22 protein-coding genes are annotated in these 24226 nt (G+C 41.4%); 11 read left to right on the top strand and 11 right to left on the bottom strand.

Going from position 1 to position 24226, the window contains the following annotated elements:
* Positions 1-2: 2 nt before the first annotated feature.
* Both lepA and ACFFGT_RS26815 read left to right on the top strand, forming a co-directional pair.
* Positions 3-1790, top strand: a complete 1788-nt coding sequence (gene lepA, locus ACFFGT_RS26820) for a translation elongation factor 4 (RefSeq protein WP_377025587.1) — start codon at positions 3-5, stop codon at positions 1788-1790.
* Positions 1791-2173: 383 nt separating this feature from the next.
* Positions 2174-3055 (top strand): bifunctional 5,10-methylenetetrahydrofolate dehydrogenase/5,10-methenyltetrahydrofolate cyclohydrolase, encoded by an 882-nt coding sequence (locus ACFFGT_RS26815; protein WP_377025586.1) that lies wholly within the window; start codon positions 2174-2176, stop codon positions 3053-3055.
* Between the two features lie 75 nt (positions 3056-3130).
* Here ACFFGT_RS26815 and ACFFGT_RS26810 read toward each other — a convergent pair whose 3' ends face one another.
* From ACFFGT_RS26810 to ACFFGT_RS26800, 3 genes are all read right to left on the bottom strand, one after another.
* Complete coding sequence (locus tag ACFFGT_RS26810) at positions 3131-3463, bottom strand: Rieske (2Fe-2S) protein (protein WP_377025585.1); 333 nt, start codon at positions 3461-3463, stop codon at positions 3131-3133.
* A complete protein-coding gene (locus ACFFGT_RS26805) occupies positions 3460-4185 on the bottom strand; it encodes a hypothetical protein (protein WP_377025584.1) in 726 nt (241 codons plus the stop codon). Before ACFFGT_RS26805 ends, ACFFGT_RS26810 begins: the two co-directional genes overlap by 4 nt.
* A gap of 79 nt (positions 4186-4264) precedes the next feature.
* The gene (locus ACFFGT_RS26800) at positions 4265-5029 is read right to left on the bottom strand and encodes a hypothetical protein (RefSeq protein WP_377025583.1); all 765 of its coding nucleotides are present in this window, start codon (positions 5027-5029) and stop codon (positions 4265-4267) included.
* 286 nt (positions 5030-5315) lie between these two features.
* Here ACFFGT_RS26800 and ACFFGT_RS26795 point away from each other — a divergent pair, with 286 nt between their 5' ends.
* The 3 genes from ACFFGT_RS26795 (at position 5316) to ACFFGT_RS26785 (ending at position 8602) form a co-directional block, all read left to right on the top strand.
* The gene (locus tag ACFFGT_RS26795; protein ID WP_121225734.1) at positions 5316-5939 is read left to right on the top strand and encodes a 7-carboxy-7-deazaguanine synthase QueE; all 624 of its coding nucleotides are present in this window, start codon (positions 5316-5318) and stop codon (positions 5937-5939) included.
* 39 nt (positions 5940-5978) lie between these two features.
* Positions 5979-7883 carry an OmpA family protein gene (locus ACFFGT_RS26790; protein ID WP_377025582.1) on the top strand — a complete coding sequence of 635 codons (1905 nt, stop codon included), beginning with the start codon at positions 5979-5981 and terminating at the stop codon, positions 7881-7883.
* Positions 7884-7948: 65 nt separating this feature from the next.
* Positions 7949-8602 (top strand): carbohydrate-binding protein, encoded by a 654-nt coding sequence (locus ACFFGT_RS26785; protein WP_377025581.1) that lies wholly within the window; start codon positions 7949-7951, stop codon positions 8600-8602.
* A gap of 54 nt (positions 8603-8656) precedes the next feature.
* Here ACFFGT_RS26785 and recQ read toward each other — a convergent pair whose 3' ends face one another.
* Positions 8657-10849, bottom strand: coding sequence for a DNA helicase RecQ (gene recQ, locus ACFFGT_RS26780; RefSeq protein ID WP_377025681.1), 2193 nt, complete (start codon positions 10847-10849; stop codon positions 8657-8659).
* Between the two features lie 260 nt (positions 10850-11109).
* On the opposite strand from recQ, the gene ACFFGT_RS26775 reads away from it, so the two are divergent.
* On the top strand, positions 11110-12195 hold the full coding sequence (locus ACFFGT_RS26775) for a mannose-1-phosphate guanylyltransferase (protein ID WP_377025580.1): 1086 nt from the start codon (positions 11110-11112) through the stop codon (positions 12193-12195).
* A 134-nt stretch (positions 12196-12329) separates the two neighbouring features.
* Here the strand turns inward: ACFFGT_RS26775 and rlmB are convergent, their stop codons facing one another.
* Positions 12330-13100 (bottom strand): 23S rRNA (guanosine(2251)-2'-O)-methyltransferase RlmB, encoded by a 771-nt coding sequence (gene rlmB / locus ACFFGT_RS26770; RefSeq protein WP_377025579.1) that lies wholly within the window; start codon positions 13098-13100, stop codon positions 12330-12332.
* Positions 13101-13405: 305 nt separating this feature from the next.
* Here rlmB and dnaB point away from each other — a divergent pair, with 305 nt between their 5' ends.
* The gene (gene dnaB, locus ACFFGT_RS26765) at positions 13406-14974 is read left to right on the top strand and encodes a replicative DNA helicase (RefSeq protein WP_377025578.1); all 1569 of its coding nucleotides are present in this window, start codon (positions 13406-13408) and stop codon (positions 14972-14974) included.
* A 133-nt stretch (positions 14975-15107) separates the two neighbouring features.
* On the opposite strand, the gene chrA is transcribed toward dnaB, so the two are convergent.
* Complete coding sequence (gene chrA, locus ACFFGT_RS26760) at positions 15108-16307, bottom strand: chromate efflux transporter (protein ID WP_377025577.1); 1200 nt, start codon at positions 16305-16307, stop codon at positions 15108-15110.
* Positions 16308-16428: 121 nt separating this feature from the next.
* The gene (locus ACFFGT_RS26755) at positions 16429-16773 is read right to left on the bottom strand and encodes a tetratricopeptide repeat protein (RefSeq protein WP_377025576.1); all 345 of its coding nucleotides are present in this window, start codon (positions 16771-16773) and stop codon (positions 16429-16431) included.
* A 45-nt stretch (positions 16774-16818) separates the two neighbouring features.
* Here ACFFGT_RS26755 and ACFFGT_RS26750 point away from each other — a divergent pair, with 45 nt between their 5' ends.
* The 4 genes from ACFFGT_RS26750 to ACFFGT_RS26735 all read left to right on the top strand — a co-directional run bounded on the left by ACFFGT_RS26750 (position 16819) and on the right by ACFFGT_RS26735 (position 20659).
* Positions 16819-17556 (top strand): electron transfer flavoprotein subunit beta/FixA family protein, encoded by a 738-nt coding sequence (locus ACFFGT_RS26750; RefSeq protein ID WP_377025575.1) that lies wholly within the window; start codon positions 16819-16821, stop codon positions 17554-17556.
* A gap of 29 nt (positions 17557-17585) precedes the next feature.
* Complete coding sequence (locus ACFFGT_RS26745) at positions 17586-18563, top strand: electron transfer flavoprotein subunit alpha/FixB family protein (RefSeq protein WP_377025574.1); 978 nt, start codon at positions 17586-17588, stop codon at positions 18561-18563.
* Positions 18564-18586: 23 nt separating this feature from the next.
* Complete coding sequence (locus tag ACFFGT_RS26740) at positions 18587-19186, top strand: bifunctional nuclease family protein (RefSeq protein WP_377025573.1); 600 nt, start codon at positions 18587-18589, stop codon at positions 19184-19186.
* A 213-nt stretch (positions 19187-19399) separates the two neighbouring features.
* Positions 19400-20659, top strand: a complete 1260-nt coding sequence (locus tag ACFFGT_RS26735) for a nucleoside permease (protein ID WP_377025572.1) — start codon at positions 19400-19402, stop codon at positions 20657-20659.
* Between the two features lie 310 nt (positions 20660-20969).
* Here ACFFGT_RS26735 and rplT read toward each other — a convergent pair whose 3' ends face one another.
* From rplT to thrS, 4 genes are all read right to left on the bottom strand, one after another.
* Entirely contained in the window at positions 20970-21314 is a 345-nt protein-coding gene (gene rplT / locus ACFFGT_RS26730) for a 50S ribosomal protein L20 (RefSeq protein WP_022829871.1), read from the bottom strand.
* Between the two features lie 81 nt (positions 21315-21395).
* Positions 21396-21596 (bottom strand): 50S ribosomal protein L35, encoded by a 201-nt coding sequence (gene rpmI / locus ACFFGT_RS26725; protein WP_090525627.1) that lies wholly within the window; start codon positions 21594-21596, stop codon positions 21396-21398.
* Between the two features lie 93 nt (positions 21597-21689).
* Complete coding sequence (infC, locus tag ACFFGT_RS26720) at positions 21690-22256, bottom strand: translation initiation factor IF-3 (protein ID WP_090525629.1); 567 nt, start codon at positions 22254-22256, stop codon at positions 21690-21692.
* Between the two features lies 1 nt (position 22257).
* Positions 22258-24183 carry a threonine--tRNA ligase gene (thrS, locus tag ACFFGT_RS26715; protein ID WP_377025571.1) on the bottom strand — a complete coding sequence of 642 codons (1926 nt, stop codon included), beginning with the start codon at positions 24181-24183 and terminating at the stop codon, positions 22258-22260.
* Positions 24184-24226 lie beyond the last annotated feature (43 nt).

Genomic DNA, 24226 nt, shown 5'->3' with positions numbered 1-24226 from the left:
CAATGGAGCACATTCGTAATTTTTGTATCATAGCACATATCGACCACGGCAAAAGCACACTTGCCGATAGGTTATTAGAATATACCAACACTATAACCCAGCGCGAATCGCAGGCACAATTGCTTGACGATATGGATTTAGAACGCGAGCGCGGTATTACCATTAAAAGCCACGCCATACAAATGGACTATGAGCTTGATGGCCAGAAATACGTGCTCAACCTGATCGACACTCCAGGCCACGTGGATTTTTCGTACGAAGTGTCCCGTTCTATTGCAGCCTGTGAAGGCGCTTTGCTTATAGTTGATGCGGCGCAGGGCATCCAGGCGCAGACCATATCAAACCTGTACCTTGCTTTAGAGAACGACCTGGAGATCATCCCTATCCTGAATAAAATGGACCTTCCAGGCGCTATGCCCGAGGAAGTAAAAGACCAGATTGTTGACCTTATTGGCTGTAAACGTGAAGAGATCCTTGCTGCATCAGGCAAAACAGGCATGGGGGTGCATGATATTCTTCGTGCTATTGTTGAGCGTGTACCTGCCCCGGTAGGTGATCCTAAAGCTCCGCTACAGGCGCTGATCTTCGATTCGGTTTTTAACTCGTTCCGCGGTATCATCGCTTACTTTAAGGTTGTTAACGGCGAGATCCGCAAAGGCGAAAAGGTAAAATTCGTAGCTACCGAAAAACAATATCTTGCTGATGAGGTTGGCACGCTTAAACTGCGTCCAACTGCTAAGGATGTGATCAAAACCGGCGACGTAGGTTATATTATATCAGGTATAAAAGAAGCAAAAGAGGTTAAAGTTGGTGATACTATTACCCACGTTGATCGTCCTTGCGAAGTTGGGATCCAGGGCTTTGAAGAGGTAAAACCAATGGTATTTGCCGGCATTTACCCTGTTGATACCGAGGATTACGAAGAACTGCGTGAGTCGATGGCCAAACTGCAGTTAAATGATGCGTCACTGGTATTTGAGCCGGAATCATCAGCAGCTTTGGGCTTTGGTTTCCGTTGCGGTTTCCTGGGCATGCTTCACATGGAGATTATCCAGGAGCGTTTGGAGCGTGAGTTTAACATGACGGTGATCACCACTGTACCCAACGTATCATACGTGGCACACACTACCAAAGGCGATGAGTTTATTGTAAACAACCCGTCCGACCTGCCCGATCCATCAAAAATTGATTTTGTGGAAGAGCCATATATTAAAGCTACCATCATTACCAAATCTGAATTTGTGGGTCCGGTAATGTCGCTTTGTATTCAAAAACGCGGTACTATTACCAACCAATCATACCTTACATCCGAGCGTGTTGAATTGATATTTGAAATGCCGATGGGTGAGATTGTGTTTGATTTTTACGATAAACTGAAAACCATTTCAAAAGGTTATGCTTCGTTTGATTATCACCAGATAGGTTACCGCCAATCAGATTTGGTAAAACTGGATATCCGTTTAAATGCTGAACCTGTTGATGCCCTCTCATCACTGATCTTCCGTGGTAACTCATACGATTTTGGCAAAAAGATCTGTGAAAAATTAAAAGAACTTTTGCCACGCCAGCAGTTTGAGATCATTATTCAGGCTTCTATCGGTGCCAAGATCATTGCCCGCGAAACGGTGAAAGCTTTACGTAAAGACGTTACCGCCAAATGTTACGGTGGTGATATTTCCCGTAAACGTAAACTGTTGGAAAAACAGAAACAAGGTAAAAAACGCATGCGCCAGGTAGGTAACGTTGAGATACCACAATCGGCGTTTATGGCTGTTTTGAAATTGGATTAAGCCGGCCTCTAAGAGCGAAGCCAGGGCTATATAAAATTATATATTCTGTATAGGTTAGTTACATATTTTACAATAACGGGGCTTGTTAAATACATTCATTTAGGAGACTTTGTTTACGGCAAATGGGTTGTATATGACAACAACGAACCGAAATATTACGTTGATGCTTTCAACAAAGATGCTACCTCAAATAGCATTATCTTCGAGTTACTTTTGAATAACAAAAAGGAAACTATTGAAAGTATTATAAGCAAGATAAATAATAATCACAAACTAAAATTATCCCTGAATAACAGGCCTTTTATAAAAATACGATTGAAATCAAAACCGGTAAATTTAAATTTACCTCCGTTACCTGATTACCTCGTTAAAAATATTTAAGAATGCAGCTTTTAGACGGAAAATACGTATCAGAAAAACTCAAGGTTGAAATAGCTGAAGAAGCAGCTAAAATATTAGAGAAGACAGGCCGCAAGCCGCATTTGGTTGCGGTATTGGTTGGTCATGATGGCGGCAGCGAAACTTACGTTGCCAGCAAAATGAAAAACTGTGAAAAGGTTGGCTTTAAATCATCGTTAGTACGTTATGAAGATGATGTTACTGAAGAAGAACTGCTGAAAAAAGTTGAAGAGTTAAATGCTGATCCTGATATTGACGGCATTATTGTACAACTTCCGTTACCAAAACACATCGATCCTGAAAAAGTAACCGAGCGTATTGACCACCGTAAAGATGTTGACGGCTTTCACCCGGTTAATTTGGGCCGGATGCAGCGCAACCTGCCATCATTTATCCCGGCTACGCCTTACGGCATTACTTTAATGCTTAAAGAATACGGTATTGAAACAGCCGGCAAGCATTGCGTGGTTGTAGGCCGCAGCAATATTGTTGGTTCGCCAATGAGCATCCTGATGGCACGCAACACCACTCCGGGCAACTGTACGGTAACCATTTGCCACAGCCGCACACCAGATATCAAAAAATTTACACTTGATGCAGACATCCTTATTGTAGCCATTGGTAAAAAGAATTTCATTACTGCCGATATGGTAAAGGATGGCGTTGTAGTAGTTGACGTAGGTATGAACCGTGAAACATCAACCACAACAAAATCAGGCTTTAAACTTTATGGCGATGTTGATTTTGAAAACGTAGCACCAAAATCATCATGGATCACCCCGGTACCGGGTGGCGTTGGTTTGATGACTATTGTTGGTTTGCTTAAAAATACTTTGGCTTCGGCTAATAAAGAGGTTTATAAATAGTGAGTGGTTTATTAGGTTGATTAAGTGAATGGTTTTTATTTTCAATAACCATTCACTTAATCAACCGCTCACTACTTACCTCCCTATCAACTTATCCCAAACAGAGTTTACACCAATGTAAACGCCGTCTTCCCTCGTTTCAACCGGGTAAGTTTCAATAAAATCATGCTGCCCCTCGCCCCCCTTACCTGTTTCCAGATCATAGGTATACCGGTGGTATGGACAAACAATCAGTTTTCTGACGCACAAGCCTTCACTCAAATCAGCACCGGCATGCGGGCATTTGGCCGATACGGCGTAAAGCTTACCCTCAAAACCTACCAGGCAAATAGTTTTGCGGCCAGCCTTAACCTTTTTTATAAATGGTTTTTCAATGTTGATTATGCCCGAAGCTTTATACCATTTCATTTATAAAATATATCAACAGAGGAAGTCAGATCGTGATGGCCCAGGCCAAAGTTGAATTTTTCATAAGCAATGCGTGATAATAAAACCTTTACCGGGAGGGCTTCTTTAAACCCCCTCATATCATAACGAAAAATTAATTGCTTTCCGTCCGTATCCCAGCTAAAACCAAGCTTTTCTAATGGATGAAGATGCACTTCGTCGTCATCGTCATCATCAATGTCTCTAATGTATTCATAACTGTCAAACATAGGATCTGGCCGATAGGATATTTTTAGAAAATCATTACTCATTTCAAAATCAAGATAAAACCCATCTTCTTTGCTTAAGCATAACCTAAATCTGCTTATTCTTCCTTCATATAAATCGAACAGAGCTTCGTCAATTACCTGGCTGTCATTAAAATATTTATAAACCTGATCTTTGTTTAGTTTTTCAAGTTCTTGTTTTTTCTCCGCTATATCATCTTTATATAAAGATTCAAGATCATTATTTTCAAGACGGCTCATCCATCTGATCCACCTTTCAATGTCTTGCTTTTTATTAAAAAGGGGATCTTTGAAATATTTTAACGTATCAAGATGGTTATTTAAACGCCAAAGGCCCTCCTGCTGATAATGAGCATATAAGTAATCATATTCGGCCAGGTTCCTTTTAATCGATAATTCAAGTGATTGTTTTTCACTTTCAAGATATTCAATAATTTGATCAAGGTCAGATTTCATAAGTACAAGATATGTACCGCAAATTTTATAATCCAATATTACTTCAACATTTCTATATCTTAATGTGAGTTAATAGATTTTAAAAATCTATCTTCAAATTCATCACATTCGGGTTTTTGATTACCTCGTCCATACTGGTAACCAGGGTAACTTCCCTCCTGTCGGCCGAGAGCATGGCCTTTGAATTATTGATCTTTTTTACCGGGTGGGCAAACCTCAGGATTACTTTATAGGGCATATCAATAAGCATGGCCTTGGCCATCATAAAGGTGGCCTGGGTTTTCTTTAAAAAAGCGTTGAATTTAACTTTATCAATTATCCGGCAAAATCTGTGAGGGGTAATATCGTACGAGTAATAGTCCTGCCCTGCAACCATTTGCCGGGCGTCAAATGGTTTATTTGCCTTGTCGTTAGTTGTTATAGCGCTGATCTGGCTGTTCAAAGCAATCTTTGATACGTTTTGCAGATAGTATTGTAAATCCGCTGCGTTTTTAGCAGTGTGGTTAAGTGTTACTTTCATAACACTTTTTTTAAGGTTCATGTTAACAGTTAGTTCACTGCTCTTGGCCATTTCAATTTCTTCGGCTTTTAGCTTTCGTTGAGCACTGTCTGGTAACGCGGTGTAAAAATTAAGTGTAGTATCCTTAACCAAACTAAATTGCGGAGTTTGTTTAACTGAATCAGACATGAGGTTAACCAGCACCGATACCGCCCTGCCCATATCAAAGGCATAAGCAACCTTGCAGGTTCCGTCACTCCTGAAATCGTAATGCTCTTCAATATCCACACATGAACTAAAACAAAGCACTACCATTAAAATTAAAGGAAAGTAAAGTTTTTTCATCTCCGGATATAAATTAAGCGTTACCGATACAGTTATAACATTTTACGAAATTGAGGTTAATTGGTTATCTTAAAATTAAAAGTAATAATAACAATTATTAATGAAAACAAGAAAGGTAAAAGGATAAAGGTGAAAGGCAAAAGGTATTTGAACGCGCTGCTTATATATAATTGATGGTAATGATAAAACCTTTCGTCTACAAGTTACTTCCATATTAGTGTAACCTTTTACCTTTCGCCTTTCAGCTTTCGCCTATCTTTAAGTACCTTTGCACCCTTAAATAACTATGGCACATCAAATACCAGACGACGGCACGCTGCTTCCTTTAATGGAAGAGTTTTATACGATACAGGGCGAAGGATACAATACAGGTAAAGCCGCGTATTTCATTCGCCTTGGCGGCTGTGATGTAGGTTGCCATTGGTGCGATGTTAAGGAAAGCTGGGATGCCGAGCTGCACCCGCTCACTGCAGCCGATACTATTGTAAGCAACGCGGCCCTTCATCCGGCAAAAGCTGTTGTGGTAACAGGCGGCGAGCCACTGATCTACAACCTTGATTATTTAACCCATCACCTGCATGAAAAGGGAATAAAAACTTTTATTGAAACTTCCGGTGCATATCCGCTTTCGGGCGATTGGGACTGGATCTGTCTTTCACCCAAAAAATTCAAGGCACCTACACCAAATGTGGCCGAAAGCGCCCATGAACTAAAGGTGATCGTGTTCAATAAATCTGATTTTGAATGGGCCGAATATCATGCCAAAATGGTATCGCCAGATTGTAAGCTTTACCTGCAGCCCGAATGGTCAAAGTCAAAAGAAATGACCCCGCTTATTGTTGATTATGTAAAGGAAAACCCGCAATGGGAAATTTCACTGCAAACACATAAATATCTGAATATTCCATAATCTTTGTATCTTACGATATTAATTATCGTATTGAAACAAATGAAAATTGCAGTGTTATTGGTGCTTGCATTGTGTTTACCTGCTTTGCTTTGTGCCCAGCAGCAATCACAATACTCAACCTCCAATAAGGAAGCAATACAGCTCTTTCTTGATGCTAATCAAAACCTCGATGAACATCTGTATGATGAAGCCATTGAAAACTGTCTGAAAGCTATCAGTGACGACTCGAAATTCACAGAGGCCCATGCGTTACTTGCCGACTTATACCGGATGAAACGCCTTTACAAACAGGCAATTGAACAATACGTTAAAGTTATTTCACTCAGTCCTGAATTTAACAGGAGCATATATCTGAAAACAGCTGAAATGGAAATTCATGATGCACGCTATGCCCAGGCCCAGCAGCATCTTGAAAAATACCTTACCTACCCTAACATCAGTCCCGAAAACAATACTTATGCAAAAAAACTGCTTGCTGATGCTAAATTCAGTATCCAGGCTATAGCGCATCCGGTGCCCTTTAAACCGATAAATATCGGAGCGGAAATAAACACCGCTAACGACGAATACCTGCCCGTTGCTACAGCCGACGAAAGCACATTGATATTTACCCGAAAGATCAATAACAACGAAGATTTTTATAAAAGCGATATGGTAAACGGCAAATGGAATACCGCCACTTATCTAAGTAACCAGATCAATACGGAAAAATATAACGAAGGTGCACAGTCTATTTCCCAGGATGGTAAATACCTGTTTTTCACCGGATGCAACCGCCCTGATGGCTTAGGCCGCTGTGACATTTACATAGCTCAAAAAAAAGGCAATGACTGGGGAAAACCTGTTGACTTGAACCCACCGGTAAATACATCGGGCTGGGAATCACAGCCCTCAATAAATGCCGACGGCCGCACACTTTACTTTGTAAGTAACCGTAAAGGGGGCTATGGGGGTTACGATATCTGGAAAAGTACACTGGGCGAACAAGGCTGGGGCGAACCTGAAAATCTTGGCCCAAACGTTAACACGCCCTATAACGAGCAATCGCCTTTTATTCACCCTGATGATAGTACGCTTTACTTTAGCAGCGATGGCTGGCCTGGTTTAGGCAGCAAGGATCTGTTTGTTAGTCGCTTAGGTAAAGATGGTAAGTGGCAAAAACCTGAAAATCTGGGATATCCCATTAACACTAATGGCGATGAAGGCGGCTTGTCGTTAACCGCAAACGGGGATTATGCTTTTTTTTCATCAAATAATTTAAACGGATTTGGTGGCTATGATATTTATAAGTTTGAGCTTCCTGTAAGCGTGCGGCCACGTTTGGTGACCTACGTTAAAGGCTTTGTAAAGGATGTTAAGACTAAACAGCCACTTGAAGCCGCAGTGGAGATCATTGATCTGGAAAGCAACTTACCCGTTTACCAGGATTTCAGCGACGAAGACCTGGGCGATTTTTTAGCCACGCTAACATCGGGCAAAAACTATGGACTTAATATTTCAAAAAGCGGATACCTGTTTTACTCCGAAAATTTTTCGCTGAAAAATTATAAAGCAAAAAATCCGTTTAATATCGTGGCTTTATTATCCCCTATTGAAATTGGTAATAAGGTGATATTGAAAAATATCTTTTTCGATACCAATAAATTCGACCTTGAAAGCGAATCAAAAGCCGAGCTCCTTAAACTTATAGAGTTTTTAGGTGTAAATCCAACAGTACGCATTGAGATCTCGGGTCATACTGATAACGTTGGTAATCACCAAACAAACCAGGTATTATCAGAAAACAGGGCGAAATCCGTTTTTCAATATCTTGTATCGCACGGCGTTGCCCCTGCCCGGCTTGTTTACAAAGGATACGCTGAAACACAACCTTTAGCACCCAATACTACTGAAGAAGACAGGGCTAAGAACAGGCGCACGGAGTTTATGATCATAACTAAATAAGTTTTTGTGTCATTTATACATCGTATTTTTCTTTATCTTGGTTTAACTCCAACTGTAAGCCTTAAATGAGAAAAATCCTGTTAACCATAACCGCTGCTGCGTTAATTTCATATGCTTTTATTTATACAAACACGGGAAAACCATGGCAAGGTAAAATGCAGCAGATCCCGGGAAGATTGGAATGTGAGTATTATGATGAAGGCGGCGAAGGGGTAGCTTATCACGATACCGATAGCATAAACAATGGCAGCGGAAAACTTAATCCGGCTAACGGCACATTTTTAAATGAATTCAGGATGAAGGAAGGTGTTGACATTTCCTATACCAAAACAGGCAATATCGATAACAACCCGTACAACAAAGTTCCGCGCGATCTTAATAAATTTTATGTTGGCTGGACACAGCCCGGCGAATGGATCAATTACACTGTTAAGGTAAATAAAGCAGGCACCTACCCTATTGGCGTATTATATACTGCCAATGGCGATGGAACAATTTCACTTGATATTGATGGTAAAGATGCTACAGGTCCTTTAAAGATAACTTCAACCCATGATGACCGCGATACTGTACAATGGCGGCAATGGCATCACTGGAATGCATCCGGCTCTGTAGGTTCAATAGCTTTGAAAAAAGGAATTCATGTACTTACCCTGCACATCGTAACTAATGGCAACATGAACCTTGATTATCTCAATTTTGGAAAGACTGAAAAATAAAAAAGCCTTCAGAGTTTAATCTAAAGGCTATCTATGTTATAAAGTTTTGAAAAGTTAGTTTCCTAACTCCGACATGAACTTAATGCGCATTAATTGTACTTCTTCACGCGTGTAATCATCGCTACCCAGCTCAGCTAAAGCTTCATCAATTGAGTCGGCTTCGGCGGTACGGAAATAATCAAATACTTCTTCCTGCTTGTCCTCGTCAATTACTTCATCAATATAGTAGTTAAGGTTAAGCTTAGTCCCTGAGTTAACAATGGTTTCAACCTCTTTCAGGATCTCCTCATAAGTAAGGCCTTTTGAAGCCGCAATATCATCAAGGTTTAAATGCCTGTCGATATTTTGAATAATGAACACCTTAAGTGCCGATTTATTAGCAGCACTCTTGATCACCATATCAATTGGCCGGTCAATATCGTTATCCTCTACATATTTCTGGATCAAATCGGTAAATGGTTTTCCAAACTTTAATGCCTTACCTGCACCAACACCCGAAATTTGTTTAAGCTCCTCAGTATTGATCGGATAATGGGTACACATCTCTTCTAACGACGGATCCTGGAATATCACAAACGGTGGCAGGCCTTTTTGCTTGGCCAGCTTTTTACGCAGTTCTTTAAGCATCTGCAGCAACTGGGTGTCAAGTGCACCGCCGTTTTGTTTTGGCCCGTCATCATCACTATCATCATCAGTAGCTTCCATAGGCTTGTTTAAAACAAAACGGATGCTATGCGGATTTTCAATAAAGCCATTACCGCTTTTAGTAAGCCTTAAAAGCCCGTATTGATCAATGTCTTTTGAAATATAGTTATTGAGCAAAGCTTGCCTTAAAAGCGAATTCCAAAGGTTTTTACCCTGTTCTTTACCCGCGCCGTAATAATCAAGCTGGTCATGCTCATAATTTTTGATCTGTGCATTTTCCTCGCCCATTAAAATGCTGATGATGTGATGGTCATCAAACTTCTCGCCGATATGCTTAATGAGGCTTAGTGCCCTGTGCAGGTGCTCCTCTGCATCAAAATGTTCCTTATGGGTGCAGCAGTTATCGCACATGTTGTTACAGCCTGCCTCATTAAAGTTTTCGCCAAAATAATGCAGCAACTGTTTGCGACGGCAAACCGACGATTCGCAGTAATCAATAACTTCCTTAAGTATCTGGGTGCCTATTTCGCGTTCTGAAACAGGCTTATCCTTCATGAATTTTTGAAGCTTGTCAATATCCTTTTCCGAATAAAAAGCAACGCAAACACCTTCCCCGCCGTCACGTCCGGCCCTTCCTGTTTCCTGGTAATACCCTTCCATGCTTTTTGGCACATCATGGTGTATTACATAGCGTACATCGGGTTTATCGATCCCCATGCCGAATGCAATAGTGGCAACAATAACGTCAACATCTTCCATCAGGAATTTGTCCTGCGTATCGGCACGCACTTTAGGATCAAGCCCGGCATGATACGGCAATGCCTTTACCCCGTTAAGGGTAAGCACCTCAGCTACCTCCTCCACTTTTTTACGGCTAAGACAGTATACAATCCCTGATTTGCCCTGGTTTTGCTTTACAAATTTTACAATCTCCTTTATAACATTACGCTTGGCCCTTACTTCGTAAAAAAGGTTACCGCGGTTAAATGACGATTTAAATACGATTGCATTATTCATTTGCAGGTTTTTTTGAATATCCTGCTGAACTTTAGGGGTAGCTGTAGCTGTTAAAGCAATGATAGGTATGTTTTCGCCAATGTTACTGATCACCTGGCGTATTTTGCGGTATTCGGGCCTGAAATCATGCCCCCATTCCGAAATACAGTGTGCTTCATCAACGGCAACAAATGATACGTGGTTTAAGCGTAAAAAATCAATATTTTCCTGCTTGGTTAACGATTCAGGTGCTACATACAGCAACTTGGTTTTTCCTGCTAACACATCTTCCTTAACCTTGCCTATCTCTGATTTTGTAAGTGATGAGTTTAAAAAGTGGGCTATACTATCTGATCCTCCAAACGCCCTGAGCTGATCGACCTGGTTTTTCATCAGGGCTATCAGTGGTGAAATTACGATTGCCGTGCCATCGCTCATCAAAGCTGGTAACTGATAACACATCGATTTGCCGCCACCGGTAGGCATAATAACAAATGTATCATTGCCGGCCAGGATGTTGGTTATTATCGCTTCCTGCTCTCCCTTAAAATTATCAAACCCGAAAAAATTCTGGAGATTGTCAAATAGCGATTTCTTTGTTTCTATCATTATTTTAACAAATTCTTAAATTGTATTTAAAAGTTTAAAGTAACAAAATTTTCTAAATAAACGATGGATTTACTTTTAAATTTTATGTAAAAATGATGATCAGATGAAAAACAATTTCTTTAATTGGCTATTTAAATAACCAGATAAATTTGCTCTTACGGGTGCTGTTAAATTATTTAGCTACACTTAATGGATAATTAACAAATTAATACACATTTTTACGGTCGATATACCAAATTAAAATTCTTTACTTTCTCATGAATAAAAACTATTATGCGATAATTATGGCTGGAGGGATTGGAAGCCGCTTTTGGCCGATAAGCCGTACATCGCACCCCAAACAGTTTATCGATATACTTGGTACCGGTAAAACTTTAATACAAAACACCTACGAACGATTCCTGAAAGTATGCCCCAAAGAAAATATTTACGTTGTTACTAACGAAAATTACACCAAGCTTGTAAAACAACAACTCCCCGATATGGAGGATCAACAGATCCTTACCGAGCCCGTTATGCGTAATACAGCGCCCTGCGTTGCTTACGGCTGTTTTAAAATTGAAAGCCTTAACCCTGATGCTGCAATTGTTGTGGCGCCTTCCGATCAGCAGATCCTGGATGAAGATGCCTTTGTTACTGCTATTGAAAAATCACTGCAAACCGCTGCTTCAAATGATTACCTGATAACCCTTGGCATAAAGCCATCAAGGCCTGATACCGGCTACGGCTATATCCAATACACTGATAACGTTATCAACGACGAGTTTCATAAAGTAAAAACCTTTACTGAAAAGCCTACATTGGAGATAGCTAAAACCTTTATCCAAAGCGGCGACTTTTTATGGAACGCAGGCATTTTTGTTTGGTCGGCCAGGACCATTGTTAAAGCCTTTGGTCAGTACCTGCCCGAAATGCATGAAATATTTGCCGATGCAAGGCCGGTTTATAATTCGGACGATGAAAAGCCTTATGTTCATAAGGCATACCAGCAATGCATTAACATCTCTATAGATTACGGCATTATGGAAAAAGCCGATAACGTATATGTATTGCCATCAGATTTTGGATGGAGCGATCTTGGAACCTGGGCATCGATATATGACCTGGCCGAAAAGGATTATGTAGGCAATGCCGTTATCCCTGCCGAAAAAGTGATCATGTATGATTCATCAAACTGTATGGTAAACGTACCGGGCGAAAAGCTGGTGATATTACAGGGCCTGCATGATTTTATTGTGGTAGAATCAAACAACTCCCTGCTTATTTGCCCCCGCGACCAGGAACAAAACATTAAACAGGTTGTAGCCGACGTGAAGAGTAAGTTTGGGGCGAAATATATTTAGATAATGGTGAATGGTTGATTAGGTGAGTTGAGAGTAGTTGCTTTTCATTCATCTAATCAACAACATGCCAATCACAAATCAGATGGCATTGAAATAATTATTTAGCATTGCAACCACTCACCTAATCAACCTTATCAACTGTTAACCGCGAAGCGTTGCCTCACCGCCTCGTACAAAATCACCCCGGTTGAAACCGATACATTTAACGATTCAATTTCCCCAAACATAGGGATCTTGGCCAGGTGGTCGGAGATCCGGATAATTTCATTACGGATGCCATCCTCTTCCGATCCCATAACGATAGCTGTAGGTACGGTATAATCTGGCGTATAAATATTGTCTTGTGTTTTTTCGGTACAGCAAACCAGCTGCAGACCCGATTCCTGAAGGAAGCGTACAGTTTGCATAAAATTATCATGCCTGCAAACAGGTATTTTGTACAGTGCACCTGCCGATGTCTTAATAGCATCGGGATTGATCTGCGCCGAACCTTTGGCCGGGATCACAATTGCGTGTACACCGGCACATTCGGCTGTACGGGCAATAGCGCCCATGTTCCGCACGTCAGTAATACTGTCTAAAACCAAAATTAACGGTGTTTCCCCTTTCTCAAACACTTCGGGGATAATGTTCTCTATTTTTTGATAAACAATAGGCGATATTACAGCAATAACTCCCTGGTGATTTTTCTGTGTTATGCGGTTTAGTTTTTCAACGGGAACCTGTTGGGCGGTTAGCTGGTACTCGTTCATGAGCTCTTTAAGCTCCAGTATCAAGCCGCCGCTTATGCCCCTTTGTATAAATAATGCCTCGATCTCTTTACCCGAACGAATAGCTTCCACTACCGCCCTGATACCAAAAACCATCTGATTGCTTTCGCGCTGAGGCCTCGAATTAAATGCCATTTTATGATTTGAATTTTGGCAAAAGTAGCTATATTAATTGATTAAGCCGTTATTGAACTGATAACCCTTTTCGGTTTAGCTCAATTTGCACCCTTATGCTATCAACAGTGCAAAACTTTATTAACATTGGTTCAAATACTTGAAAATCAACCTTTCCAAATTTCATTAAAAAGTTATCAACACCCGGGTGTGGATTAAAAAGCTTTAAATTATCACCCTGTGTATGATTATTTTAAAATGCCGATACACTATGTTAGGTGTTTCCTTTGCCGTTCGAACCATTTTTTGTATATTTTTGTACCCTTATGAGTTTTGATAATAACAACCAGTATAACAAGCCGAACACTTTTGAACGCCGAAGCCGGATTACCAATCCTACTCCTTTCATTGCAGGTGGCAAATTGCAGCCGCAGGCCACGGATTTGGAAGAAGCCGTTTTAGGTGCCCTTATGCTGGAGAAGGATGCTCTTTCGTCAGTTATTGATGTTTTAAAACCCGAAGTTTTTTACCAAACCAATCACCAGAAGATCTTTTCGGCTATAAAATTGTTGTTTGAAAAAACACAGCCTGTAGATATCCTTACAGTAACTGCAGAATTACGCAGGTTAGGCGACCTTGAAATGGTTGGCGGTGCTTATTACATCACTGAACTTACCAGCCGCGTTGCATCGGCCGCTAATATTGAGTTCCACTCACGTATCATCATTCAGAAATTTATTCAGCGGGAGCTGATCCGTATCTCTACCGAAGTGATCAACAGCGCTTATGAAGATACCAGTGACGTATTCGACCTGCTGGATATGGCCGAAAAAAACCTGTTTGAGATAGCACAAAGCAATTTACGCCGGGATGCCCGTAACATGGACGATCTTGTTCACGAGGCCCTGCGGGATATTGAAGCCCTGAAGGATAAAAAAGACGGCTTAACAGGTGTGGCCTCGGGCTTCACCAATCTTGACCGGATGACCTCGGGCTGGCAAAAATCAGATTTGGTAATTATCGCCGCACGTCCGGCGATGGGTAAAACAGCTTTCGTGTTAACCTGTGCCCGTAACGCCGCGGTTGATTTTGACAAGCCTGTTGTGGTGTTTTCACTGGAGATGTCGTCTGTACAGTTAGTTAACCGTTTAATAGCCGGCGAAGCAGAAATTGAGCAGGAAAAAATACGTAAGGGCACGCTTGAAGAATGGGAATGGCAACAGGTACACTCCAAAATTGGCAGGCTTGAAAAAGCCACATTCATTATTGATGATACCCCTGCCTTAAATATCTTTGAGTTCAGGGCAAAATGCCGCCGCCTTAAATCGCAATATGATATCCAGTTAATCATCATTGACTACCTGCAGCTGATGCATGGTAAATCCGACGCTAAAGGCGGTGGCGGTGGTAACCGCGAGCAGGAGATCAGTAGTATTTCACGTGCTTTAAAATCAGTTGCAAAAGAACTCAGCGTACCGGTTATTGCGCTTTCGCAGTTAAGCCGCGCGGTTGAGAGCAGGCCGGGTAACTCAAAAAGGCCAATGCTTTCGGATTTACGTGAATCGGGCGCTATTGAGCAGGATGCCGACATGGTACTGTTCCTATACCGTCCTGAATATTATGGTTTAACTGAAGATGAGGACGGCAACCCGACACAGGGCGTAGGCGAGGTAATTATAGCTAAACACCGTAACGGTGAAACAGGTACCGTACGACTGAAATTTGTGGGTAAATACGTTAAATTCACCAATCTTGAAGAAGATATGAATGGCTTCCCTCCTGCTGCAGGCAACGCTTTTGCAGGCCTTGCACCTTCACAGGATTTTGAAAAACAAAGCAACTTCATCATCCGTCCTTCAAGAATGGACGATATGGATGACGAGGCACCATTTTAGCCCCCCGGCCCCCTAAAGGGGGAGTTTCAGATATGATATTAAAAGAAGAAAAGGTTTGCCATGGCAAACCTTTTCTTCTTTTGCAGCGAACGAGCCGCCGTAAGTAAGCTCCCCCTTTAGGGGGCTGGGGGGCTTAAAATACCATTCCCAAAACCACACCAATAATAATCACTATCGGTGTTTTTATTTTGGTAAAATGCAGCACCAGGAAGGTACTGATCATTAATAAGTAAGCTATCCAGTTTAAACCGAATGGTCTAACCAGCAGGATCAACGCTGTTGCCATAAAGCCTACGGCTACTGCGTTGATACCGCTCAGAGAGTTTTTTATCCGGGTGATTTTTTTTAAGTCTTCCCAGAAGGGTACTATAAACAATATCAATATCAAACCGGGGGTATTAATACCTATAACCGCAACGATACTGCCAATCACCTGTCCCCAAATGCTGTAACCTTTATTGCCAAGCGTTATTCCACCCAAAAATGATGTAAAGGAAAAAGTAGGGCCTGGCAAGGCCTGCTGCAAAGCATAGCCCGACAAAAATTCCGACCTGCCTAAATAATGTTTTACCTCAACAAATTCGGTGTACATCAACGGTACAAGTACCTGGCCCCCACCAAAAATAAGGATGCCGTTACGATAAAAATTCTCGAAAAGGCGGATGGGCAAACTAAAAGGCGACGTTTGATTGATAATAGCACCCAAGGCAGCAAAAAACAATAATATGCCAATAAAATAGGCTACCTTATTGGGATTCACATTTGCGTAAAGCTTAACCCTCAGTTCATTTTCCTGCTGTTGGGTTTCCATTGCCGATGAAATGATGCCGCCAAGCAATATCAATATCGGGAAGGCATAGGCGTTTTGCAGTATCAGTGTAACAATCAATGAGCCTATTGCAAGCATGGTACTTATTTTTGTTTTCAAAAACTTGCTGGCAAACGTGTAAGTGGCATAAGCAACTATCCCCACCGCTATAGGCTGTACATAACTGATAACGTGGCTAAATTTGGCCTTATTAGCAAACATATTATAACTGATAGCAGCCATACACATGATAGCCGCTGATGGCAAAATCCAGATCAGGAAAGTAATGATGGCTAACCGCAACCCTCCAACCTTCCAGGCTACTCCTACCAATGTTTGGGTTGACGAAGGGCCCGGTAAAACCTGCGATAAGGCATTGAGCTCCATTAGCTCATCTTCGGTAACATATCTACGCTTTTCAACAAACTCGCGCAGCAAAACCGCTATGTGGGCCTGAGGGCCACCAAAAGCGGTAAAAGTATAGATCAGCACATCCCGGAGGAATAAAAGTTGCCGTTTTCTCATTTAGGTGATGTAGGAATGTTCAAGGCCAATAGTTCATTGATCATAGTCGAAATGTAATTTTTAGCTCAATATCCAACAAAAAACACTATGAACTATGAACCATTATCTATGAACTATAAAACTAATAATCGTCGTCATCGTCCTCTTCAAAGCCCATCGCCTGCCTGTAAACGGCTTGCAGTTCTGAAAAAGCATGATTATCGCGCTTTTCTTTGGTCACTTTCATGCCGTTTTCATAAGTTTTAATAGCATCATCCTTACGGTTCAGTGCTTCGTAAAGCTTACCTAAATGATAATAGGTACCCACATAACCGGGGTGGTTATTCACCAGATCTTCGTAATATGAAAGTGCCTTATCTGTCTCATTCAGACGCAGATATTCTGTTGCCAGGGCATATTTCAGAAACTCATCCTCCGGTTCATTTTTTATAAATTCCAACAGCTTATTCAATCTGCTCAACTCCATTTTAAACTCTATCTTTTTTAACTAAATTTGCAAAAACCTATTGATATGAAGATTCTGGTATGTGTAAGTAATGTTCCTGATACCACCACAAAAATAACTTTTACTGATAACAACACGCAATTTAATACAAACGGGGTTCAGTTTATACTTAACCCTTACGATGAAATAGCACTTGCACGCGCCATTGAACTAACCGATGGCGGCAAAGGTACAGTAACTGTAATTAATGTTGGTGAGGCAAATACAGAAGCCACCATTCGCAAAGCTTTGGCAATTGGCGCTACCGATGCGGTACGCATAAACGCTAAACCGCACGATGCCTGGTATGTAGCGTATCAGATTGCGCAATATGTAAAGGCAAATCCCTTTGATCTGATCCTGACCGGTCGAGAATCAATTGATTATAACGGATCGAAAGTTGCCGGTATGCTTGGCGAATTGCTTGATATGCCATCCGTATCTATCATCAAAAAATTAGATGGCGCTGACACTGAAGCAACCGTTGAACGTGAAATTGAGGGAGGTAAGGAAGTATTAACTATTCCCTATCCTTTTGTAGCCGGTACTGCCGAAGGTGTGGCTGAACCCAAAATACCTAATATGCGCGGCATCATGTCGGCCCGTACCAAACCGCTTGCTGTTATTGAGCCCGTTGAAGTTAAAACCTTTTCGGAAATTATTAGTTATGAAACACCTGCCCCACGCGGCCAGGTAAAACTCGTACCTGCCGATGACACCGCCAAATTGGTTGAACTGCTGCATGCCGAAGCGCGTGTTATATAAATTATGATCTAAATCACTAACAGATAACTATGTCAGTTTTAATATATGCGGAAAATGCCGGGGGCAAATTCAAAAAATCAATTTTTGAAGCCGTTTCTTATGCCCGCGCCATTGCCGATCAAAATAACACTACCCTCACTGCTGTTTCAATAGGCAACGTTGATGCCACCGAATTGGCTTTATTAGGTAAATATGGAGCCGATAAGGTGCTTAATGTATCTGGCGATAAATTGAAGGATTTTGTAAACCAGGCGTACGCCTCTGTTATAGCCGAAGCAGCTAAAAAAGAAGGTTCGGGCATTGTTGTATTATCCAACACCTTTTCGGGCCGTGGCTTAGCGCCAAGGATTGGCGTAAAACTGGAAGCCGGGGTGGCCGATGGGGCCGTTGCAATGCCGGTTCAGGATGGCGGTTCGTTTAAGGTTAAAAAGACAGCCTTCTCAGGTAAAGCTTTTGCAATTGTCGAGCTTACTTCGGCCATTAAAGTTATTGCGCTTGTGCCCAACTCTTATAAAGTTGTTGAAACAGGCGGCACCGCCCAGGTTGAGGATTTTAGCGTTGAAACCAAATCATCCGACTTTAAGGCCATGATCAAAGAGATAGTTCGTTCAAGCGATAAGGTTTCCCTTCCGGATGCTGAGATCGTTGTTTCGGGTGGCCGTGGCTTAAAAGGCCCTGAAAACTGGGGCATGATAGAAGAGCTCGCAGCACTTTTAGGCGCTGCCACCGCGTGCTCAAAACCAGTATCGGATGCGGGCTGGAGACCCCATAGCGAACACGTTGGACAAACCGGTATAGCTGTCAGTCCAAATTTGTATATTGCAGTCGGAATTTCAGGTGCTATTCAGCATCTGGCCGGGGTAAGTTCATCAAAAGTTATTGTAGTAATAAACAAAGATCCTGAAGCGCCGTTTTTTAAGGTAGCCGATTACGGGATCGTTGGCGATGCATTTGAAGTACTCCCTAAATTAATAGCAGCCGTTAAAGAATATAAAGCTTCAGCATAAATACAGGTGTGATGGGGAATAACATGAAAAAAATAAAGCTTGATATTGTCGGCTTATCATACAGTCAAACCCAATCGGGCGCATATGCTCTTGTTTTGGGCGAAGTAAGCGGTCGCCGCCGTTTGCCTATTATCATCGGAAGCTTTGAAGCCCAGGCTATAGCTATCGAAATAGAAAAGATGACCCCAAGCCGCCCGCTCACGCACGACTTGTTCAAAAGCTTTGCCCAGGCCTACCAGATTGAAGTTCAGGAAGTGATCATCTACAATTTGGTTGATGGTATATTTTATGCTAAACTGATTTGTAATGATGGGAAACGTTCTGTTGAGATAGATGCCCGCACCTCTGACGCAATCGCCGTAGCAGTGCGCTTTGACTGTCCTATCTTCACTTATGAATTCATATTGTCAACCGCCGGTATTGTCATAGAGGGCAACGATTTTGTTTACCTGGAAAATATCAACGAAACGCCTGAAGAAAAATCGGTTAGCACATCGGTGAGTGGCTATGCCTCCATCAGTACAGAGGAGCTCAAGACCAAATTACAGGAGGCCCTTGCCGAAGAATCATACGAAAAAGCCGCCAAGATCCGGGATGAGCTTAATAAGCGAAAAGCCTCCTGATTTCGGATTTGAGAATTTCGATTTCGGATTTATCTGGGTGCAGTTTTTAAAACATAATATTATCTCATCAATAACATATAACAGAAACTCAATCCCGGGTTTCTGTTTAACAAGCGTAATTTCTGTAATAGTAGCTTCCTGATTTACATTTATTTCACTACTTTCCGCTTTTAATTTAAATACTGATCAAAATTTTTTAAACCTGGTACCCATATGAATATTAAGTTGCGCTTAATACTGATGAATTTTATGCAGTTTTTTATCTGGGGGGCGTGGTTGCTTACTGTAGGCGCCTACTGGTTTCAAAATAAAGGATGGTCGGGTGCACAATTCGGCGCAATTTTTTCAACCATGGGTATTTCGTCCATATTTATGCCTGCAATTGCAGGTATAATATCCGACAAATGGATAAATGCCGAAAAGCTATATGCTACGTTCCATATTTTGGGGGCAATAGTACTCTTTTGTGTGCCAATGGTAACAAATCCAACCGTATTTTTTTGGGTTATATTGCTAAACATGTTGTTTTATATGCCAACGTTATCTTTATCTATAAAAGTTGCCTATTCGGCTTTAAAGAATGAAGGTAAAGACGTGGTTAAGGTTTATCCTCCCATACGCGTGTGGGGAACAGTTGGTTTTATTGCCGCTTTATTAGTAGTAGATGCAACAAAAAGCGAAACCAGCGCCAATCAATTTTACATTGCTTCTGCGGTGGCTTTAGCGCTGGGTCTATTTTCATTCACACTGCCTAAATGCCCTCCGTTGCTGGGCAAAACCGGTACAAAAACACTGCGGGATGCTCTTGGTTTAAATGCGTTCGAGTTATTTAAAACTCCTAAATTTGCTATTTTCTTCGCCTTTTCATTACTTTTAGGTGCAGCCCTGCAGCTAACCAATGCATATGGCACTACCTATATTTTAGACTTTGCAAAAGTGCCTGCCTATAAAGGCCTGTTTGCAGTAAAACATTCGGGCGCAATCATTTCTATTTCTCAGGTATCCGAAACACTTTTCATTTTAGCTATCCCTTTCTTTTTGCGCAAATTTGGCATTAAGAACGTGATGCTGTTTAGTATGCTTGCCTGGGTATTAAGGTTCGGTCTTTTCGCCTTCGGCGATCCGGCTGGTGGATTATGGATGATCGTTCTATCATGCATTGTTTATGGTATGGCGTTTGATTTCTTTAACATATCAGGCTCGCTATTTGTAGAAACTCAAACAACTCCCGAAATACGAGGCAGCGCACAAGGTTTATTTATGATGATGGTAAATGGCTTTGGTGCTTTTTTTGGAAGTATTGCAAGCGGTTTTATTATTGATAAGTTTTTTATTCATGCCGATGGAAGTAAAGATTGGCATGGTATCTGGCTTACCTTTGCCTGCTATGCTTTGGTAATAGCTATTGCGTTTCCGTTTATCTTTAAGTATAAACACAACAAAGCGCTTGTCGAAGCAATAAAACATGCATAGGTTATAAGAAAATCCAACTCTTGGAAACTGTTTAAAAATGCAAAATATTCATTGCCGTTGGTTTTAACCAACGGTAAAAAAGTTAAAAGTCCTGGCTTTAGCCTAATTATGCAAGCGGATTTGGGCTGAAGCACTCTCATTGCTGCTTATTATTCCGTTGGTTTTAACCAACGGCAATGAAGTCTTATCTACCTGTAAACTATATCCATCAATTTCAAACAGCTTGTTAGAGAGTCTTCTAAATTTGAAAAGTATACAAAACAAAAAAGGCCGCAATTTGCGGCCTTTTTCATGCATTTATAATGCGATATTATTTTACTGCATCAACAACTGCTTTGAAAGCGTCTGGGTTGTTCATCGCTAAATCAGCTAATACCTTACGGTTTAAGCCAATTTCTTTAGCGGCTAATTTACCCATTAACTGAGAGTAAGAAATTCCGTGCTGACGGGCACCAGCGTTAATACGTTGGATCCATAAAGCTCTGAACTCTCTCTTTTTGGTTTTACGGTCGCGGTAAGCGTACTGTAAACCTTTTTCAACTGTGTTTTTTGCAATGGTGTAAACCTTGCTACGTGAACCCCAATAACCTTTGGCGAGGTTCATGATCCTTTTCCTGCGTCTTCTCGACGCTACTGCGTTAACTGAACGTGGCATCTTGTTTGATTTTTGGTAGTGAGTGCCTGCAACTCGTGTGCCGGACTTAAAACTCTAATACCTGGTTTTAAAATTTGTGAATTACTTTCCGATACAAAGCATACGTTTTACGTTACCCATGTCGGCATCAGATACTAAGCTGGTTTGACCAAGGGCACGCTTACGTTTTGTCGACATCTTGGTTAAGATGTGGCTTTTGTATGCGTTTTTTCTTGCGATTTTACCGGTTCCAGTAAGCTTAAAGCGCTTTTTAGCACTGGAATTGGTTTTCATTTTTGGCATAACTCTATTTATTTGTGTTAGATATTAACGTTTCTCAACGTTTTATTTTTAAGCATCTGCACATCTATAATTTGCACATCTGCACATCTATGATTATTTTTTAGCGGCTTTCGGTGCAAGGGTTAAAAACATCCTTTTTCCTTCAAGCTTAGGCAATTGCTCTACTTTACCAACTTCTTCTAATGCCTGGGCAAAGCGAAGCAGTAAAATCTCGCCTTGTTCTTTGTAAACAATGGCGCGGCCTTTAAAGTGAACATAAGCTCTTACCTTTTCGCCAGCTTCTAAAAACTTAATAGCATGCTTCAATTTAAATTCAAAGTCATGATCATCAGTATTCGGTCCGAAACGAATTTCCTTAATAACCGTTTGCTTGGCATTGCTTTTTATCTCTTTAAGCTTTTTCTTTTGCTCGTAAATGAACTTGTTATAGTCAGTTACTTTACAAACCGGTGGTACGGCGTTCGGAGATATTTCAACCAGATCCAATTCCTGCTCCTGCGCTATTGCAAGGGCATCTCTTAACGAGTAAACTCCCTGCTCAACGTTATCACCTACAAGGCGAACTTCCTGAGCCCTAATGAATTGGTTTATGTTATGTTCGGCTTCTTTTTTCTTAAAAGGAAGCCTTGGTCCTCTATTGAAAGGTTTGTTTAATGCCAAGTTATACTGTTATTTCTTTAGTTATTTGTTCTTTAAAATCTTCAATGCTCATACTTCCCAAATCACCTGTACCGTGTTTACGTACAGAAACCAACCCTTCGGCAGCTTCTTTTTCGCCCACAACCAACATGTAAGGGATTTTTTTGACTTCAGCGTCACGGATCTTCCGCCCAATCTTTTCGTCTCTGAAATCAATCAGCCCGCAAATATCGGAATCTTTTAATATATCAGAAACTTTTTTTGCATATTCTTCATATTTTTCTGATATAGGAAGTATAATGAACTGTTCGGGCGATAACCACAGCGGAAAATTACCTGCACAATGCTCAATTAATACCGCTATAAAGCGCTCCATCGAACCAAACGGCGCCCTGTGGATCATTACCGGGCGATGTTTTTGATTGTCGCTGCCTGTATATTCCAATTCAAAACGCTCAGGAAGGTTATAATCAACCTGGATGGTACCCAATTGCCATTTACGGCCAAGAGCATCCTTCACCATAAAATCAAGCTTAGGTCCGTAAAACGCAGCCTCGCCTAATTCTACAACAGTAGTCAATCCTTTTTCGGCAGCAGCCTCAATGATTGCATTTTCGGCTAAAGCCCAGTTTTCATCTGTACCGATGTATTTAGCCCTGTTTTCAGGGTCACGTAATGATATCTGTGCAGTATAGTTTTCAAACCCTAAAGCCTTAAATACATATAGTACAAGGTCAATTACTTTCTTAAACTCATCCTTCACCTGGTCTGGGCGGCAAAATAAGTGGGCGTCATCCTGTGTAAAGCCACGCACACGAGTTAAACCATGCAACTCGCCGCTTTGCTCATAACGGTACACTGTACCAAACTCGGCAAAACGAACCGGCAAATCTTTATATGAACGTGGTTTAGTTTTATAGATTTCGCAATGGTGAGGGCAGTTCATTGGTTTCAGGAAAAACTCCTCTCCTTCCTGCGGTGTTTTTATCGGCTGGAACGAATCAGCACCATATTTTTCATAGTGGCCTGAAGTTACATACAGGTTTTTATGACCGATATGCGGTGTGATCACCTGCTCGTAACCTGCTTTTACCTGTGCTTTTTGTAAAAAATTCACCAAACGCTCGCGCAAGGCAGTTCCTTTAGGCAACCACAAAGGCAGGCCCATGCCTACTTTTTCAGAAAAAGCAAACAGTTCGAGTTCCTTACCTAATTTGCGGTGATCGCGCTTTTTAGCTTCTTCGATCATGTGCAGGTACTCAGTAAGTTCGCTGGCTTTAGGGAAAGTAACACCGTATATGCGGGTTAGCTGCTTGCGTGTTTCATCACCGCGCCAGTAGGCACCTGCAAGGCTCATAAGCTTAACCGCTTTTATAAAGCCTGTGTTAGGGATGTGAGGCCCGCGGCACAAGTCAGTAAAGTTACCTTGCGAATAAAAAGTAATAGCGCCATCGGGCAGATCCTTAATCAGGTCAAGCTTATACTCATCTCCTTTTTCGGTAAAGTACTCAATAGCATCAGCTTTGCTAACCGGTTTACGGATATACTCTTCTTTGGTTTTAGCAAGCTCAATCATCTTATCCTCTATCTGCTTAAACTCGTCAGAAGATAAAACTTTGTCACCAAAATCAACATCGTAATAAAAACCGGTTTCAATTGCCGGCCCGATACCAAATTTAGTTCCCGGGTAAAGCGCTTCTAAAGCCTCGGCCATTAAGTGGGCCGATGAATGCCAAAAAGTTGATTTGCCATCGGCATCGTTCCAGGTTAATAATTTAACGTGGGCATCCTGCTCAATGGGGCGGCTTGCGTCCCAAACCTGGCCGTCAACTTCGGCTGCTAATACGTTACGGGCTAATCCTTCAGAAATCGACTGTGCGATTTGCATGGAAGAGATCCCTTTGTCATACTGACGAACGGATCCATCAGGAAGTGTAATGTTAATCATCTACAACTATGATTTAAAGTTTAATAAAATTACGTTTAAACGG

This window comes from Mucilaginibacter angelicae (assembly GCF_042434235.1).
GTDB lineage: Bacteria > Bacteroidota > Bacteroidia > Sphingobacteriales > Sphingobacteriaceae > Mucilaginibacter > Mucilaginibacter angelicae.
This window is presented reverse-complemented; position numbering and strand designations above follow the sequence as displayed.

What these genes read in the sequence shown, in the direction of transcription:
- lepA (WP_377025587.1), top strand. Translation starts at nt 3, where the DNA reads ATGGAGCACATTCGTAATTTTTGTATCATAGCACATATCGACCACGGC.
- ACFFGT_RS26795 (WP_121225734.1), top strand. Translation starts at nt 5,316, where the DNA reads ATGGCACATCAAATACCAGACGACGGCACGCTGCTTCCTTTAATGGAA.
- ACFFGT_RS26740 (WP_377025573.1), top strand. Translation starts at nt 18,587, where the DNA reads ATGAAAAAAATAAAGCTTGATATTGTCGGCTTATCATACAGTCAAACC.
- rlmB (WP_377025579.1), bottom strand. Translation starts at nt 13,100, where the DNA reads ATGGCATTTAATTCGAGGCCTCAGCGCGAAAGCAATCAGATGGTTTTT.
- dnaB (WP_377025578.1), top strand. Translation starts at nt 13,406, where the DNA reads ATGAGTTTTGATAATAACAACCAGTATAACAAGCCGAACACTTTTGAA.
- ACFFGT_RS26735 (WP_377025572.1), top strand. Translation starts at nt 19,400, where the DNA reads ATGAATATTAAGTTGCGCTTAATACTGATGAATTTTATGCAGTTTTTT.
- rpmI (WP_090525627.1), bottom strand. Translation starts at nt 21,596, where the DNA reads ATGCCAAAAATGAAAACCAATTCCAGTGCTAAAAAGCGCTTTAAGCTT.
- ACFFGT_RS26750 (WP_377025575.1), top strand. Translation starts at nt 16,819, where the DNA reads ATGAAGATTCTGGTATGTGTAAGTAATGTTCCTGATACCACCACAAAA.
- ACFFGT_RS26805 (WP_377025584.1), bottom strand. Translation starts at nt 4,185, where the DNA reads ATGAAATCTGACCTTGATCAAATTATTGAATATCTTGAAAGTGAAAAA.
- ACFFGT_RS26775 (WP_377025580.1), top strand. Translation starts at nt 11,110, where the DNA reads ATGAATAAAAACTATTATGCGATAATTATGGCTGGAGGGATTGGAAGC.
- ACFFGT_RS26790 (WP_377025582.1), top strand. Translation starts at nt 5,979, where the DNA reads ATGAAAATTGCAGTGTTATTGGTGCTTGCATTGTGTTTACCTGCTTTG.
- ACFFGT_RS26745 (WP_377025574.1), top strand. Translation starts at nt 17,586, where the DNA reads ATGTCAGTTTTAATATATGCGGAAAATGCCGGGGGCAAATTCAAAAAA.
- ACFFGT_RS26755 (WP_377025576.1), bottom strand. Translation starts at nt 16,773, where the DNA reads ATGGAGTTGAGCAGATTGAATAAGCTGTTGGAATTTATAAAAAATGAA.
- rplT (WP_022829871.1), bottom strand. Translation starts at nt 21,314, where the DNA reads ATGCCACGTTCAGTTAACGCAGTAGCGTCGAGAAGACGCAGGAAAAGG.
- thrS (WP_377025571.1), bottom strand. Translation starts at nt 24,183, where the DNA reads ATGATTAACATTACACTTCCTGATGGATCCGTTCGTCAGTATGACAAA.
- chrA (WP_377025577.1), bottom strand. Translation starts at nt 16,307, where the DNA reads ATGAGAAAACGGCAACTTTTATTCCTCCGGGATGTGCTGATCTATACT.
- ACFFGT_RS26815 (WP_377025586.1), top strand. Translation starts at nt 2,174, where the DNA reads ATGCAGCTTTTAGACGGAAAATACGTATCAGAAAAACTCAAGGTTGAA.
- ACFFGT_RS26800 (WP_377025583.1), bottom strand. Translation starts at nt 5,029, where the DNA reads ATGAAAAAACTTTACTTTCCTTTAATTTTAATGGTAGTGCTTTGTTTT.
- ACFFGT_RS26810 (WP_377025585.1), bottom strand. Translation starts at nt 3,463, where the DNA reads ATGAAATGGTATAAAGCTTCGGGCATAATCAACATTGAAAAACCATTT.
- ACFFGT_RS26785 (WP_377025581.1), top strand. Translation starts at nt 7,949, where the DNA reads ATGAGAAAAATCCTGTTAACCATAACCGCTGCTGCGTTAATTTCATAT.